Origin of the sequence: Sulfurimonas sp. HSL-1716 (assembly GCF_039645975.1) — a bacterium.
In the GTDB taxonomy this organism is placed as follows: Bacteria; Campylobacterota; Campylobacteria; order Campylobacterales; family Sulfurimonadaceae; genus Hydrocurvibacter; species Hydrocurvibacter sulfurireducens.
This window is the reverse complement of record NZ_CP147918.1, coordinates 1,088,276-1,102,631: the sequence shown is the minus strand read 5'-3', so window position 1 is coordinate 1,102,631 and position 14,356 is coordinate 1,088,276. Positions and strand designations below refer to the sequence as shown.

The window sequence follows — 14,356 nt, the reverse complement described above, 5'->3', positions numbered from 1 at the left end:
GACAAAATATAATATTTTTATGAGGTCAGTTTATGTACAATCTCGACACTTCGGCAAAAACTCCTTTACATATTCAGCTGTACGAAGCGATTAAGTACGATATTACGACAAACCTTGCCGTAGGCAGCAAACTGCCTTCTATCCGCAAAGTTTCTCAAGAGTATAAGATCAGCAAAAATACCGTCGAATCGGCATATAATCAGCTCTATGCCGAAGGCTATATCGAAAGCCGGCCGAAAAGCGGATATTTTGTAGCCGATGCCGACTTTTTGCCTCTTTCAAACCATTCATCCATGCTAAAAGAGTCTACAACACCGCCCGTATACCGTTACGACTTTCACCCTGCCCGTTTAGACAAAGATCTCTTTCCGCTGAAACTTTATAAACGCCTTTTTTCCAAAGCGATCAACGAGACTATTGATTTTGGAGCATATACCGACGGACAGGGAGAATACTCTCTTCGTGTTGAACTCTGCCGCTATTTAAGTACATCAAGAGGCGTAAAGTGTGATCCGTCGCAAATAGTCGTTACCGGGGCTTTTGCCGATGCTATGAGCATGATAGCCGATCTTTTACAACCGCTGCAATACGGTTTTGCTATAGAAGATCCCGGGTATTACGTAACACGCAGAGTCTTTATGCAGCATGGATACGATATAACACCCGTACCTGTCGATGAAAACGGCTTACGAGTCGAGACGTTAAAAAAGAGCGATGCAAAAATAGTTTACATCACTCCATCACATCAATACCCTACGGGAGTCTCCATGCCTGTCTCACAGCGTTTGAAGCTTCTGGCTTGGGCGAAAGAGAAGAACGGTTTTATCATAGAAGACGACTACGACAGTGAACTCACCTATCGATCTCGCCCTATTCCTTCGCTTCAAGGACTTGATACAAACGATAGGGTCATCTATGTCGGAACTTTTTCCAAAGCGTTTTCACCCGCACTTCGAGTCGGTTATATAGTTTTACCTCATCGCCTGATAAAAGAATATAAAAACTTTCACGGTTATTTTTCACGAGTTTGCCTCGCCACACAAAAGACTCTGGAGCTTTTTTTAAAAGATGGACACTGGGAGCGCCACCTGCGCAAAGTTCGAAATCTTAACCGTAAAAAACACGACATCATGCAGCAGGCGATCAACAAACACCTCGGGAAATTTGCCAAAATAGTAAGTGAAGGCGGAGGACTTTCTATCAACATCCGTTCAAAATACGAGATAGATACTACGGTACTAAACGATGAAGCACAAAAAAAAGGTATCAAACTTTACTTTACAAAAGATCATTTCAACGAAAAATGGGATGCTATTAGAATGGGATTTGGAGGATTGAAAGAAAACGAGATCGAATCCGCCGTAAAAGAGCTGGCAAAGATATGGAGAGATCTCAGTTTATAACTATTTTGTCTCCGTGGCTTTTTGGCTGAGAAACGACAAGAAAACAAAGCTCTTCATCACTCTCATTACACATCTGATGTGCTATCTTTGCGTTTATATGTAAAGATTCCCCGGCCTGTATTTGAATAGTTTTATCCGAAAACTTCATCGTAGCCACTCCAAAAAGAATGTAAAAGACCTGCTGGGAATGTTCATGGTAATGCATCGCTTCACTTGTATGCGGCGGCATCCTCTCTTCTATGACACTGAGCCCATCGCTTTTTAGCAGATGCCAGCCCTCACACTCCTTGCCCCAGATATAATGTTCTGCATTCGTTTTAGATATTTTATGCATAGTCTCATCTTTTACTTTTGAAAATAACTGTTATAAAACTGCTTCGCCGTTCTTGCGCTCTTGCTTGCTCTTACCTGTGCAAAGCGTAAAGCCTCTGCATGCAGGATTTCTCTGTCGCCTTCATACTCCTTAAAGTAACTGTCTACGACTTTTAAGTATTCGGCTTGGGTACCGTGGTAAAAAGAGAGCCACAGGCCGAACCTGTCGCTGAGTGATATCTTCTCCTCTACGCTGTCCGAGTAATGAAGTTCACCATTGTTTCCGATCACCGTACCTTCATTGTCTCTTTGATACTCGGTGATGAGATGGCGTCTGTTTGAAGTGGCGTATATCTTGACATTTTCAGGCGGTGCTTCGATGGAGCCTTCTAAAATGCGTTTGAGACCTTTATACCCTTTTTCACCCTCTTCAAACGACAAATCATCACAAAAGACGATGAACTTGTATGGCAGATTGCGGATCAGATCTGCGATCTCTATGAGGTCGTCAAGATCGTCTCTGTCTATCTCGATGATACGAAGGCCTCTTGTACCGTACTCATTTAAAACCGCTTTGATAAGAGAAGATTTTCCCGTGCCTCTTGCACCCCAGAGTAAAACGTTGTTGGAGGGAAGATCATCTAAAAAACGCTCGGTATTTCTTATAATCTCTTTTTTTTGTCTTTCTATACCTACAAGATCGTCAAAAGTGATCCCGTCTATGTTTTTAACGGGCTTTAGATACTCTTTTTTCGCCCGCCAAATAGCTCCGTAACAGTTTTTCCAATCAATATTATGCTGCATGTCAAACCTTTTGTTCCGCTGTTTTGGAATCTCTTTTCATATTAAACAGTATAACGGCAAAAAAAGCAAGCAGACAACCGATAACGGTAGAAAGCGCTATATTTTCTCCATATACCACCCTGCTTGAAACGATAGCACCCACGGGGACGATGAACATAAAGACTCCCGTTTTGTGTGCGCCGATCTTTCCCGCCGAAAGAAAAAACAGTGCCGTGCTGAATGTTCCGGGAAATACTCCGATAAAGATGATGGTCGACCAAAATACTGCGTCATACGCATGAAGATCAAACGGATGGTGCGGCAGTGCAAAGATCATGTTCGTAAAACCTGTTATCCCAAAGACTACGACCGTGTAAAACATCGGATTTGCTCTTTTTGAGGCTTTTTGCGAAAGGATGGTGACAAACGCCCAAACTACGGCACACTCCAAAAAGTATGAGCTCTCTATATTTAAAAAAGCAAATCCTTCAAACGGCACGCGAAGCAGTATGAGTGCTCCGAACACTCCGATAGAGAGTGCTATGACCTGTCTTGTCGAGACTTTTATACCCAAGACAGCTATGGACATCAGATAGGTAAAGATGGGAGCAAGTGCCGTGACCATCGTACCGCCGTATCCCGCTTGTCCGTGGGAGAGCCCTGCAAAGAAAAGATAGTTGAAAAGCGATGTAAGAAGCCCTGCTCCAAGCATATAGACAAATCCCATCCTGTCGGTTTTAAGAGGTATTTTTAAATACCGGATAACGGGAATGATAGTGATGAACGAAACGGCATAACGCCAAAAAGCTGCCACTTGGGCATTTGAGTGCTCCGCAGCAGCTTTTCCCGCCGTCCAAGCCACTCCCCAAAGAAGCATCGCTATGATCATGCCGATAAAATAACGAGTGGAATTTTTAGTTTCTTCCATCTAAGGCCTTAAAAAAATTTAGTAATTATATTCCAAATATAGATACAAAACAATCCGAAAATTGCTTTCAAATATCTTTGTAACGCTTTTTACGCTCGGCGGTATAATTCCACCACACACGAGGCTCTGCACCGTTCATAAAGTCCGTGATGGACATAAAGACATCAAGCACGCAGGGATCCTGACGCTGACCGCTTTTGGCGCATAACATGCCATAGAGTTCAAACGGATCTTTGCCACGAAGTTCCTGAGGATTATCAATACCGATAGAGTGCAGATCTGCTGCCAAAGAGCTGCCGATATTTGGCAGATCCGTGAGCTTTTTCACCTTGTTTCGAACGACTTTTTGAGGGTTCATGGCTTCTCCTTTTTTTAGCATGTATCATACTATATTTCAATATTTTTTATATTACAATTACGCCGTATCATACCTTCATAGATACCAAGTACCTCGTCGCTGCTTATTTCGGAGCCTCTTTTTTGAGAGATGCTTTTGACCTCTTCGGCAAGCCTTGCTTGTATGTTTTGCGGAATATCTATGCCGTATACCTCTTTTAACACATATGCCACTCCGCCTTTGCCCGACTGGGAGTTGATGCGGATTGAGTCTTTGTATTCCCTGCCTATGTCGCACGGGTCTATCGCCAAATACGGCACCTCCCAGATGCTGTTTTTTTCTTTACGATGATGATCCATCCCTTTTTTTATGGCATCTTGATGCGTACCCGAAAATGCCGTATAGATCATAGAACCCACATATGGGTGACGATCACCGACCTGCATACCCGTAATACTTGTGATACGCTTCAAAATGTTATCCACCTTCTCTATATGCAAGCACGGATCTATCCCTCCTGAGTAATAGTTAAACGCCAACGTGACCAAATCCACATTGCCGGCGCGTTCACCGTTTCCGAGTATGGTGCCCTCGACCCTCTGCGCTCCTGCCAATACTGCCAACTCCGCACTTGCGACCGCACATCCTCTGTCGTTATGCGGATGCACGCTGATGACGACGTTTTCTCTGTTTTTTATATGCTTGCACATCCATTCGATACGATCGGCATAGATATTTGCAGAGCATGCTTCCAATGTATTTGGCAAATTAAGTATCATAGGGTTCTCATCCGTCGGGTCATATGCTTCTATGACGGCATTTGAAACCTCCAAAGCAAATGAAAGTTCCGTCTGAGAAAAACTCTCGGGCGAATACTCAAAAACTACTTTTCCATCAAACTTCACCGCCTCTTTTTTGATGCACTCCACTCCCTCTAACGCCAATGCTATGATCGCTTCTTCGCTGCGTTTAAAAACCACTTCGCGCTGGTTTGAAGCGGTCGGATTGTACAGATGCATATTTATGTGCTTTGCACCCTTCAATGCTTCAAAACTGCGTACTATGTGACGCTCGATCGATGGTGTCAAAACACCTATCGTCACATCGTCGGGTATCAAACCCTCCTCTATCAATTTGCGGCAAAAATCAAACTCCGTCTGCGATGCGCTGGGGTAAGCAATCTCTATCTCTTTAAAACCAAACTCCACAAGCGCTTTGAAATACGCAGTTTTTTGCTCTATGCCCATCGGGTTGGCAAGCGCCTGATTGCCGTCACGCAAATCGGTACTGACCCACACAGGAGCTTTCGCGGCAGTTTTATCCGCCCATTCTCTTTTATCCAATTTAACCGTCGGATACGGTTTATATTTTGCATACGTATGCATAGGGTATCCTTACAAATAACAATAAAAACAGTAAAAATGCCAAAAAATGGACGCATTGCGCCCTAAAAGGCAAAAACTAAAAACTATGAAATAAAATGTGAAAAATTACAGCAGGTGCAGGAGGAGAGAGAGGAGTAAAGAACGGTTTTCCGTCGTGAATGTTGCAATAGGTATATGATGACTTTTCATGGTCTCTCCTTTTTTTTATGATTATGAAATTGTAACAGATAAAATGTTTTTAGGCAATATTATTTTTTTGGTTATCTTTTTCACCGATAAAACTTGCATATTTCTGCGACCAGAAAAGTATCTCTTCTATCACAGGTCTGAGATATTTTCCCTGAACACTTAATGAGTATTCTACTCGGGGCGGTACCTCTGCATACATTTTTCGCGTTACAAGGTGCAATGCTTCGAGCTCTTTTAATTTGACAGTAAGAGTCTTGTTGGTGATCGGACTGAGAACATCGCTCAGCTCTTTAAAACGCATCGAATTTTTTTGCAGATGCCAGACGATATAGAGCTTTAGCCTGTCGTTAAATATCTCAAAGAAGAGTTCCGAGGTAGAGTCATACGTTTTATTATTAAGTTCTATCATAGCGGATTTCACACTTTCATTTATAAAAATATACTTAGTTTACTAAAATATACTATTGGGAGTTTTCCCCTATTTTAGCCCCTTTGGCTCTCGCATCCCGTTATGCTCGATACCCATCGTCTAAACAGAAGCCAAAATCGTACCAACCCGCTTTAAAAGAAGAGCTCGTACTCAATATCCTGCTTCAAAATCAGCTTGACACCGTTATGAACTTTAAGACCTTTCTCATTTAAAAACGCATTTTTTACTATGGCTTTGTTATAAGGCAAAACATCTTCGCGGCTCAGATATTCATCGACATCCATCCATCTTGCTTCTATGATCTCATGCTTGTCTTTGATCTCTATATGCGTCGTCAAAGGTTTAGCCAAAGAGACGACGTAAAGATTCGATTCGCCAAATTGCGCGGGAGAGAAATGTCCGAGACTGACCACAGATTCAAACTCGACTTCCACTCCCGTTTCTTCAAAAACTTCTCTTACGACTGCCTGCGAGATATTTTCACTGTCGTCTATGAAACCTCCCGGAAGTTTATAGGTCTGCCAGATCTTGTCTTTAACGACCAAGATATTTTTTTTATTAAAAACAACGACTCCTACTCCCAACGTATGATTTACCGCAGTCGGTATGACGGGATCTTCGACAAGCCTTTTTACCAGAGTAATATCTCTCTCGTTGCAATGGTGAAAAACAAAATCGCATTTTGTAAGAACGGGGATCAAATCCGAGCGCTCGATAGAGAGCTTTATCCAGAGAAGTTTTTTATCTTCAATAGCTGCAAGTATCTCGGTTATCTCTTGTTCAAATTCCAAAATCGTATGAGCGATATCTCCGCTTTCGATGGTCACACCGTCATATCGATCCTCTTTAAGCGCAAAAGACGTAATGTCTGGACGTTTTTTCAAAACTTCTCCTTCTTATATCAGCTATTTTTGCAAAAACAGCTGTTTTCATGATCATTTACCATACCGCAAGCCTGCATAAAAGCGTACAGCGTCGTCGAACCCACAAACTTGAAACCTCTTTTTTTCAGATCTTTTGTTATCTCATCGGAGATGTTCGTACGGCAAGCCGCTGTTTTATAATCGGGTACGTCGTTTATAATGGTTTTCCCGTCCACTCTGCTCCAAAAATAGTTATCTATGGAACCGAACTCCTCTATGATCTTTAAAAACCTTTTTGCGTTTTCTATGATGGAGGTTATCTTTGGCCTGCTTTTGATAACCAGTCCGCTCTCAATGATACGGTCAATATCTTTGTCATCGTATTTTACGATTTTAGCGATATCAAACTCTTCAAAAGCCTTGCGGTACCCTTCTCTTTTTTTCAGCACCGTCAGCCAGCTGAGCCCTGCGGATTGTGTTTCCAAAGAGAAAAGTTCAAACAGCGCCCGATCGTCATGAAGAGCTCTGCCCCACTCTTTATCGTGGTATTGCACATATAGGGGATCGCTTAGTTTGACCCAGCCGCAGCGATATCTGTCCATCTCGTCTCTTTTAAAGATTTGTTGCTCTAAATGCGCTCAGATCGGGAGGCGTGGCATTTTTCACTTCATACGCACGGAGTTTGCCTTCGCGTTCCTGTTGTACGCAAAACTCCCTGTTCTGTTCGCGTTCGCCTTGATACTCCATATAAGGCACGCTCATTCCGCAGCTGTGTTCGACACAATAGATATGCAGTTTGACAAAACGGCGCATCCCCTCCAGATCTTTTTCATCATAAAGCATACGCATCTTTTCATCAGACTTATCGATGAGCTCTCCTTTACAAAAAAGCCTTAAGATACGGGGTTTTCCTTCAAACGAGCAAAACATCACCGTAACTTCGCCGTCGGCTTCGATATCTCTTGCCGTTCTGTTGCCGCTTCCAACATAGTCTAAAAACACGGCTTCGTTATCGCCAGTGACGCGAAATACGTCATATCCTCTTGGACTGAGATTGACTTCACCTGCGTTACTTGCACTTGCTATAAAGAACATATGCTGCTTTTTGATGAACTCTTTGTATTCCTGGCTCAACCCTTCATATCGTTTTCCCATATTTTTACCTTTTTATCATATTTTGTATTGCCACAACACGGATATAAGCATATCCACCGTATCCTCGTAATCTTTGACATCACCGCTGGCTTTTGCGGAGAGGATAGCGCCTTCTACCGTCGATGTTATAAAAAGTGCCATCTTATCGGTGTCGCACTCTTTCATCTCTTTTGCTTCAAAAGCCTTGTCTAAAATGCGTTTCAGATAATCCCGAAACTTCTTGTATATGGCTTTCATGGCACGATCGAAATCTTCATCCAGATTACTCATCTCCTGCACGATGTTCGCAATAGGACAGCCTCTGCGAAAATCCCTTGCTTTCGTATTTGAAAGGGTATCTGCAAGTGCTTGCAAATATCCGTTTTCAAGTTCTAGTATTCTTACATATTTGGCAAGATTTCTTTCAGCCACTTTTTCCTCTATGGCAGCAAGTGCCATCTCTTTTTTACTGCCGAAGAAGTGATACATGGAACCTTTATGCACACCTGCGTTTTTTAATATCTCCGTGAGTGCGGCACCTTGATAACCGTGCGAATACACCTCTTCAAACGTAGCGTCTATGAGTTTTTGTCTGGTTGTTTCTTTCATAAGAAGTATTATAGCACATCCTCTTGACTAATCGGTCAATTTTTTACTATAATGACACTTGACCAAACAGTCAACAAACTTCCAAAGGAGAAAAAATGCCGCTTATCAAGACATATGAAACGAATGAAGCAACAGGTGAGCTAAAAGCTCTTTACGACGAGATAACAGCTCTTAGAGGAAGAGTTGGGAACAATGCCAAGCTCTTTAGCGTCAGCCCCGAAGCACTGCGCCAGCAATTGGACTTTATAAAATACTATATAAACCACCCTACGCTCTCCATGCCGCTTTTAGCAGCCATTCGCATACTTGTCTCAAGCGGTGAAAACTGTGAGTTTTGCGTGGATTACAATACCGGACTGCTTGTGAACATGATGGGATGGAGCATAGAAGATGTTCATGCAATGCGTAAAGACATTGACAACGCCAACCTGCAAGAAAAAGAAAAAGCGCTTTTGAAGTTTGTCGTAAAAGCGGTGCAAAATGCACACGGTGTCAATGCGAACGATCTGGACGAACTCAGAGAGATGCAGTGGAGCGACAAAGATATCTTCGATGCAGTTGCACACGGAGCGAAAATGCTTGCCACAGACATCCTTTTCAATGCATTTAAAATAGAAAAAGATTTCTAAAATGAAACGCGCTCTGATCATCATAGACGTACAAAACGAATACTTTACGGGAGCTCTTCCCGTGACCTATCCGCAAAACAGTATGCAAAACATACAAAGCGCCCTAAAAGCAGCAAAACAAGCAAATGTTCCTCTTGTCATGGTCCAGCATACCGCGACGGCAAAAGACGCTAAAGCTTTCGTGAAGGGAACATACGGCTGGGAGCTGCACGATTCTATAAAGGATATCGATGTCGATCATTATGTAGAAAAAGAACTTCCGAGTTCTTTTGTAGGCACAGATCTTGAAGAATGGCTACGCAAAAACAATATCGATACGGTTGTCATCAGCGGATATATGACACAGCATTGCTGCGATACAACGGCAAGATATGCTCATCATCTTGGCTTTAACGTCGAATTTTTGTCCGATGCTACGGGAACACTGGATTTTGAGAACAAAGCCGGGAAAGTCATTGCAGAAGAGCTTCATCGTGCCGTGCTCGTCGAACAGCAGTTTCGGTTCAGCGATGTTGTGAGCACAAAAGAGTGGTCGGATAAGCTAAAGGTCTGATGATTACATAAAACTTGTTTTCAATGGCTGTCACAGGCAATTACAATCTTTTTATCCCGTGCATACTCCACGCCCCAAGCACTCATCATCGCTAAAATAGGACGAAGAGCTTTGCCGTGTTCTGTCAGACTATATTCGACTTTTGGCGGTATCTGTTCGTAAATGACCCTCTCTACCAGGCCGTTTTTTTCCATCTCACGGAGCTGCTGCGTCAGCATTTTTTGGGTTATTTTCGGCATAAGGCGCAGCATTTCACCGTTACGCAATACTTTCTTATCGTGCAAATGCCACAAAATAAGCCCTTTCCATTTACCTCCTATGACCTCAATGGCCAGTTCAAACGGACAATTTAGCATATTGTTTGTCATTTATAGTTACCTTTTAGTATGTACAGTACTTTTTAGTACGTTCTTGATTTAATAACAAGTATAATATAAAATGCCTCCTTGTAAAACAATAAAGGAGCTTATCTATGAACTATCTCTGCATAAACGGCAGTCCGAGAAAAAATATGAACAGTGCCAAACTTCTTGATGCGGCAGCAGCCGAGTTAAAGAAAAATGGCAAAGAAGTAAAAATCTATAATCTTTATGATCTAAATTTCAAGGGATGTCACAGCTGTTTTTCATGTAAAAAAGAGCATAAAAAATCGTATGGCGAATGTGTTGTTAAAGATGACTTGCAAAATATACTACAAGAAGTAGATAAAGCAGAGGGCCTTATACTGGCTTCACCAATCTATTTTCAAGATGTATCCGGCGAGATGCGATCATTTCTTGAGAGATTGCTCTTTAGAAAATTTATCTATTCGAATCCGCCGAGAACATTGGTCGAAGAGGAAAAAAGGGTCGGATTTATATATACGATGAACATAGCCTCTGCGGTATTTGAAAAAAGTCCGTTAAAAGGACATTTAGAGGGCTTGGAAAGATATATAAGGTTCATCTACAAGGATATAAATACGTATCATAGTTTCAGTACAAATCAATTAAAAGACTATACCGGAATTGAATACACTTACTTCGACCCTAAAGAAAGACTCAAAAACCACAAAGAGAACTTTCCAAAAGAGATTGAAAATGTTAAAAATTTTATTCAAAAGGTACTACATTAAACGGATGCTCTTTTGTCATATTATTATAAATCCGGAAAATTACAGATCATCTCATCGTAGCTCTTATACTTTTTAAGAGCATCCATGACTACAGCCAAAGGCTCGTCGTAGATATCAGGAATATCCGTCTCGCCTTTTTGCAGTTCAAAGGCCAGCTTCTCCTCTGGAGGTGTGAACTGCGCATCCATTCCCTCTTTGTTGCCTCTGGCGTCTATTCGGTACCAGCCGTATTTTTTGAGATACACGGCGTTTAGCCCATGCAGACAATAAACGTCTTTTACATACTCAGAACATGAAAGCCTTTGATAACAAAATCCGGCAGGTATGCCGTTTGCCCGTAAAAGTGCTGCAAGCAAAATGCTTTTTGCATAGCACCACCCCGTCTTGTACTTTAAGACATCACTTGCTTTATATGTGGTGATATCGTCTTTTGCATCTCCGCTGTGACGTATCTCGTCTCTTACATACAAAAAGCATATTTTGGCGATCTCTTCATCCGAGGTCAAACCTTCTGCCAAAGTATATGCCAAGGTTTGGATATCGGGATGAGAAAGATCTACAAGTTCGCTCTCTTTTAAAAACTCTTTCATTCCCTGCACTCCTTATTTTACAACTTAGATGGCTTTGATATATCGCAAAGCCTTTTTTTGATCTTCAGCATCTCATTGGCCCCTTTTTGAAACTCGTAATCCGTCTTAACGATCTTTGCTTGAAAGCCTTGCTTTAATAATCTTTCCATCACTGCTTCTATATGTTGCGACTTTTGATTGTAAAGGTCGTAAATAGGAAATATTCTCACCTCTTGTCTTGCGACTCTACACATTTCAAGTATGGCATCAATATGAAACTGCAGATCAAGATGCTCGCTATATAAAAACAAAAAATGTGAACTTAGAACCAAATCAAAACTCTCATCATCAAAAGAGAGCCGAGGCAGCTCTTGATGGATATATCTGTTTTCTTTTTTACCGTCTTCATAATCCTCTAGAAAATCACGCATGGCATTTAACCTGATACTCACAAGTGCATCGACAGACTTTATCTTTTTCCAGACATAATCATCTTCATGTTCTTGAAGCTGTTTTATAACGACTGATGATGTTTCATCAATCCTCTGCCCTATCTCATCTTTTGTAAATTGATATATCGGATCTATTGAAATCACATTGCATCGGAGTTTCGTAACTTCTGCATTGAAGCTGGATGGACCATCGCCGCATCCTAGTATATTAGATTGCAGATCTTTGTCCGAAAGTCGAAACATTTCCCTGTACTCTTCAAGATTTCTTCCCCAGGGGACTACATTTTCTAACGTCACTGTATCTTTCCATGGAAGTTTTTCACTTTTTCATACATCTATAACCCCTTCAAGATATTTTACTCCATACCCTGCTATCTCGACTCTTTGTCCTTCAATTCTACAAAACACCTCACCGCCCCTTTGCGAAGTTTGTTTAGCTTTTAACCCGTTTTTTGCTAAAACATTACTCCAGTACGGTACAAGCTGAGTGAAAGCAGAACCCGTCACCGGATCTTCGTCGATGCCGTATTTCGGAGCAAAAAAACGGCAGATAAAATCATACTCCTCACTTTTGGAAGTGATGATAACTCCTCTGGCGTCGATATTTTTGAGTTTCTCAAAGTTGGGCTTCGCATTTAAAACCTCTTTTTCATTCTCAAAGATCAAGAGATAATCCATAGCTTTGTAGCACTCTTTTGGCTTTGCTTCAAACGCTTCGCGCACGGCATCGGGAAGGTTACATGTCAAGATCTTTTGAGCGGGAAAGTCCATCACGAACAGCTGCCCCTCTCTCTTTATACGCAGGTCACCGCTTTTGGAACTGAATACTATCGTCTCGTGTTCATATTTCAAGATCTCAAACAGTACAAAGGCGCTCGCTAAAGTGGCATGCCCGCACATATCGACTTCGCTCGTCGGAGTAAACCATCGTATATGAAACTTCTCGCCCTCTTTGACAAAAAAAGCCGTATCGCTCAGATTGTTCTCTAAAGCGATCTTTTGCATCAAAGTATCGCTAAGCCACTCGTCCAACGGACAAACCGCCGCAGGATTTCCTTTGAAAACTTCTTTTGCGAACGCGTCTATTTGGTAGAACTTTAGATTCACTTTTTGCTCCTTACGAATATATCTGTATACAAAAACCCTCTGCGTTGCCGGGTGCTTCAAAATATCCGGTGATCGCGTCAAAAGTTTCTTCGCTCGTCAAAGGCGCATCTTTTGGCAGATTTTCGTTTCTTTTTCTTAATTGGGCTTTGCAGACATCATCTGATTTATCTACAAAATGAAGCACATGTTCTACATTTGCACTCTCAAATATCTCTCTAAACCAAGCTCTTTGATTTTTTGTATTTGCAGGAAAATCCAAGACTATATCGTTTCCTTTTTTCAGCAGTTCTACTATATGCTCTTTGAGCAGTTCTTTTAATCTCTGAGAGTATTTCAAATAGTCGTGAATAGTCGTGATCTCGGCAGGATAGAGTTTTTCCAGCATCGTATCTTCACACAAAAGAAGCGCATCATGTTTTTCGGCCAGTTTTTTTGATAAGGTCGATTTTCCGGCCGCCATCTTTCCGCATAGAAAATGTAATTTATTCATACTTTTCATAGCATCGTTTTCATCTTCCGTCCGCCGGTAATTTCAAATGATTCTTTTTCATAAAAAGACAGAGTTTCATCAAACTGCGGCAACGGCGGAGTAGTGACTTCCAAACGTTTCCATCCGCGTTCACTTCCAAATATTTTAACCTTTTCAATCAACATCTTACCGATCCCCTGCGAACGATACTTTGGACAAACATACAACTCTGCTATAGTTCCAAACGCTCCTTCGGCATAAAGAGCAAAACTTTCATAAACCGATATAAAACCCCTGATCTTTTCCTCTTCTTTAGCTATAAAAACAAAGTTTTTCTCACTCTTTATAAACTCTTCCAAGCGTTTTGTTGTTTGCTCCAAGTCAAAGTTAAAAGCATTTGTATTTATTTTCTGCATTATCTCTTCAAGTAGTTTTTCCACAAACTTGGCAACAACGTGTGCATCATTTTCTTTTGCACGGTGAATGGTGATCGTTTCTTTCATTTTCAATCTTTATATATTTAAAATGTTCAAAATTCAATTATAACTTTATTTCATTAATTATAAAAACACTTTCTCCACTCCTGCACTTTCTTTTCGCTGTAAAACCGTGAAGGCGTCGAAAGAAAACGAAACTTTATGCCGTGCGCGTCGCAATACTCTTTTATCTTATGTATCTCGTCTCTTATGCCCGCAACGCTTTTGTCAAACGATTTTCTGGTAAAATAGACCTCTTTCGTTTTTCCTTTTTTTAGAGATTCCAAGATATTGTCCGTGTTGTACTTGATGACGTTTTGAAGCTTGTCATCGCCGTAGCTGCAGAGCTCCTTTTCATCCATCTCGACCGTAAGTATGAGATCCGTGAGTTCTATGCCGCGTCTTTGCAAAAACTCTTTTTGCCCTGCAGTATCGCCTTTAAGACTCGGCTCATCGAACATTGCAGGCAAAAGCCTCCAAAAGAAGTTTTTTGCTCTTCCGTAGAAAAAAGCGGCATCGTTACACTCTACTTCGGGATTAAACGTTCCGATGATGAGGATATTCTTGCATAAGAGAGGCTTGTCTTTTAAAAACCTGTGTCTGATTTTCATAAG

The 14,356-nt window shown here is 41.5% G+C and carries 21 protein-coding genes; 4 read left to right on the top strand and 17 right to left on the bottom strand.

Features of this window, described 5'->3' with window-relative positions:
* Positions 1-32: 32 nt before the first annotated feature.
* A complete protein-coding gene (locus tag WCY03_RS05675; protein WP_345994022.1) occupies positions 33-1,403 on the top strand; it encodes a PLP-dependent aminotransferase family protein in 1,371 nt (456 codons plus the stop codon).
* Here WCY03_RS05675 and WCY03_RS05670 read toward each other — a convergent pair.
* The 10 genes from WCY03_RS05670 to WCY03_RS05625 all read right to left on the bottom strand — a co-directional run bounded on the left by WCY03_RS05670 (position 1,393) and on the right by WCY03_RS05625 (position 8,373).
* A complete protein-coding gene (locus WCY03_RS05670; RefSeq protein WP_345994021.1) occupies positions 1,393-1,737 on the bottom strand; it encodes a cupin domain-containing protein in 345 nt (114 codons plus the stop codon). The two genes, WCY03_RS05675 and WCY03_RS05670, sit on opposite strands and share 11 nt — an antisense overlap.
* A gap of 11 nt (positions 1,738-1,748) precedes the next feature.
* Complete coding sequence (locus WCY03_RS05665) at positions 1,749-2,507, bottom strand: ATP-binding protein (protein ID WP_345994065.1); 759 nt, start codon at positions 2,505-2,507, stop codon at positions 1,749-1,751.
* Positions 2,508-2,520: 13 nt separating this feature from the next.
* A complete protein-coding gene (locus tag WCY03_RS05660) occupies positions 2,521-3,426 on the bottom strand; it encodes a DMT family transporter (RefSeq protein ID WP_345994020.1) in 906 nt (301 codons plus the stop codon).
* A gap of 67 nt (positions 3,427-3,493) precedes the next feature.
* Positions 3,494-3,784 (bottom strand): helix-hairpin-helix domain-containing protein, encoded by a 291-nt coding sequence (locus WCY03_RS05655; protein ID WP_345994019.1) that lies wholly within the window; start codon positions 3,782-3,784, stop codon positions 3,494-3,496.
* Positions 3,785-3,813: 29 nt separating this feature from the next.
* Entirely contained in the window at positions 3,814-5,148 is a 1,335-nt protein-coding gene (locus WCY03_RS05650; protein ID WP_345994018.1) for a 2-isopropylmalate synthase, read from the bottom strand.
* A 238-nt stretch (positions 5,149-5,386) separates the two neighbouring features.
* Positions 5,387-5,746, bottom strand: coding sequence for a helix-turn-helix domain-containing protein (locus WCY03_RS05645; RefSeq protein WP_345994017.1), 360 nt, complete (start codon positions 5,744-5,746; stop codon positions 5,387-5,389).
* Between the two features lie 152 nt (positions 5,747-5,898).
* On the bottom strand, positions 5,899-6,651 hold the full coding sequence (locus WCY03_RS05640; RefSeq protein WP_345994016.1) for an NUDIX domain-containing protein: 753 nt from the start codon (positions 6,649-6,651) through the stop codon (positions 5,899-5,901).
* A 17-nt stretch (positions 6,652-6,668) separates the two neighbouring features.
* Positions 6,669-7,232 carry a DNA-3-methyladenine glycosylase I gene (locus WCY03_RS05635; RefSeq protein ID WP_345994015.1) on the bottom strand — a complete coding sequence of 188 codons (564 nt, stop codon included), beginning with the start codon at positions 7,230-7,232 and terminating at the stop codon, positions 6,669-6,671.
* Positions 7,233-7,242: 10 nt separating this feature from the next.
* The gene (locus WCY03_RS05630) at positions 7,243-7,785 is read right to left on the bottom strand and encodes a pyridoxamine 5'-phosphate oxidase family protein (protein WP_345994014.1); all 543 of its coding nucleotides are present in this window, start codon (positions 7,783-7,785) and stop codon (positions 7,243-7,245) included.
* Positions 7,786-7,800: 15 nt separating this feature from the next.
* Positions 7,801-8,373: a TetR/AcrR family transcriptional regulator gene (locus tag WCY03_RS05625; protein WP_345994013.1), complete on the bottom strand. Its 573-nt coding sequence runs from the start codon at positions 8,371-8,373 to the stop codon at positions 7,801-7,803.
* 95 nt (positions 8,374-8,468) lie between these two features.
* Here WCY03_RS05625 and WCY03_RS05620 point away from each other — a divergent pair, with 95 nt between their 5' ends.
* Together WCY03_RS05620 and WCY03_RS05615 are read left to right on the top strand one after the other, a co-directional pair.
* Positions 8,469-9,002 carry a hypothetical protein gene (locus WCY03_RS05620; RefSeq protein WP_345994012.1) on the top strand — a complete coding sequence of 178 codons (534 nt, stop codon included), beginning with the start codon at positions 8,469-8,471 and terminating at the stop codon, positions 9,000-9,002.
* Between the two features lies 1 nt (position 9,003).
* Positions 9,004-9,555: a cysteine hydrolase family protein gene (locus WCY03_RS05615; protein WP_345994011.1), complete on the top strand. Its 552-nt coding sequence runs from the start codon at positions 9,004-9,006 to the stop codon at positions 9,553-9,555.
* 20 nt (positions 9,556-9,575) lie between these two features.
* On the opposite strand, the gene WCY03_RS05610 is transcribed toward WCY03_RS05615, so the two are convergent.
* On the bottom strand, positions 9,576-9,923 hold the full coding sequence (locus tag WCY03_RS05610) for a helix-turn-helix domain-containing protein (protein WP_345994010.1): 348 nt from the start codon (positions 9,921-9,923) through the stop codon (positions 9,576-9,578).
* 104 nt (positions 9,924-10,027) lie between these two features.
* Between WCY03_RS05610 and WCY03_RS05605 the strand changes: the two genes are divergently transcribed.
* Positions 10,028-10,669, top strand: a complete 642-nt coding sequence (locus WCY03_RS05605) for a flavodoxin family protein (protein WP_345994009.1) — start codon at positions 10,028-10,030, stop codon at positions 10,667-10,669.
* A gap of 23 nt (positions 10,670-10,692) precedes the next feature.
* Here WCY03_RS05605 and WCY03_RS05600 read toward each other — a convergent pair whose 3' ends face one another.
* The 6 genes from WCY03_RS05600 to WCY03_RS05575 are packed head-to-tail and all read right to left on the bottom strand — an operon-like array spanning position 10,693 to position 14,353.
* Positions 10,693-11,259 carry a transglutaminase family protein gene (locus WCY03_RS05600; protein ID WP_345994008.1) on the bottom strand — a complete coding sequence of 189 codons (567 nt, stop codon included), beginning with the start codon at positions 11,257-11,259 and terminating at the stop codon, positions 10,693-10,695.
* Between the two features lie 17 nt (positions 11,260-11,276).
* Entirely contained in the window at positions 11,277-11,987 is a 711-nt protein-coding gene (locus WCY03_RS05595) for a class I SAM-dependent methyltransferase (protein ID WP_345994007.1), read from the bottom strand.
* Positions 11,988-12,017: 30 nt separating this feature from the next.
* Entirely contained in the window at positions 12,018-12,797 is a 780-nt protein-coding gene (locus WCY03_RS05590; protein WP_345994006.1) for a PhzF family phenazine biosynthesis protein, read from the bottom strand.
* A gap of 10 nt (positions 12,798-12,807) precedes the next feature.
* Positions 12,808-13,287, bottom strand: coding sequence for an ATP-binding protein (locus WCY03_RS05585; RefSeq protein ID WP_345994005.1), 480 nt, complete (start codon positions 13,285-13,287; stop codon positions 12,808-12,810).
* A 5-nt stretch (positions 13,288-13,292) separates the two neighbouring features.
* A complete protein-coding gene (locus tag WCY03_RS05580; protein ID WP_345994004.1) occupies positions 13,293-13,769 on the bottom strand; it encodes a GNAT family N-acetyltransferase in 477 nt (158 codons plus the stop codon).
* A gap of 53 nt (positions 13,770-13,822) precedes the next feature.
* Positions 13,823-14,353, bottom strand: coding sequence for a hypothetical protein (locus WCY03_RS05575; RefSeq protein WP_345994003.1), 531 nt, complete (start codon positions 14,351-14,353; stop codon positions 13,823-13,825).
* Between the last annotated feature and the right edge of the window lie 3 nt (positions 14,354-14,356).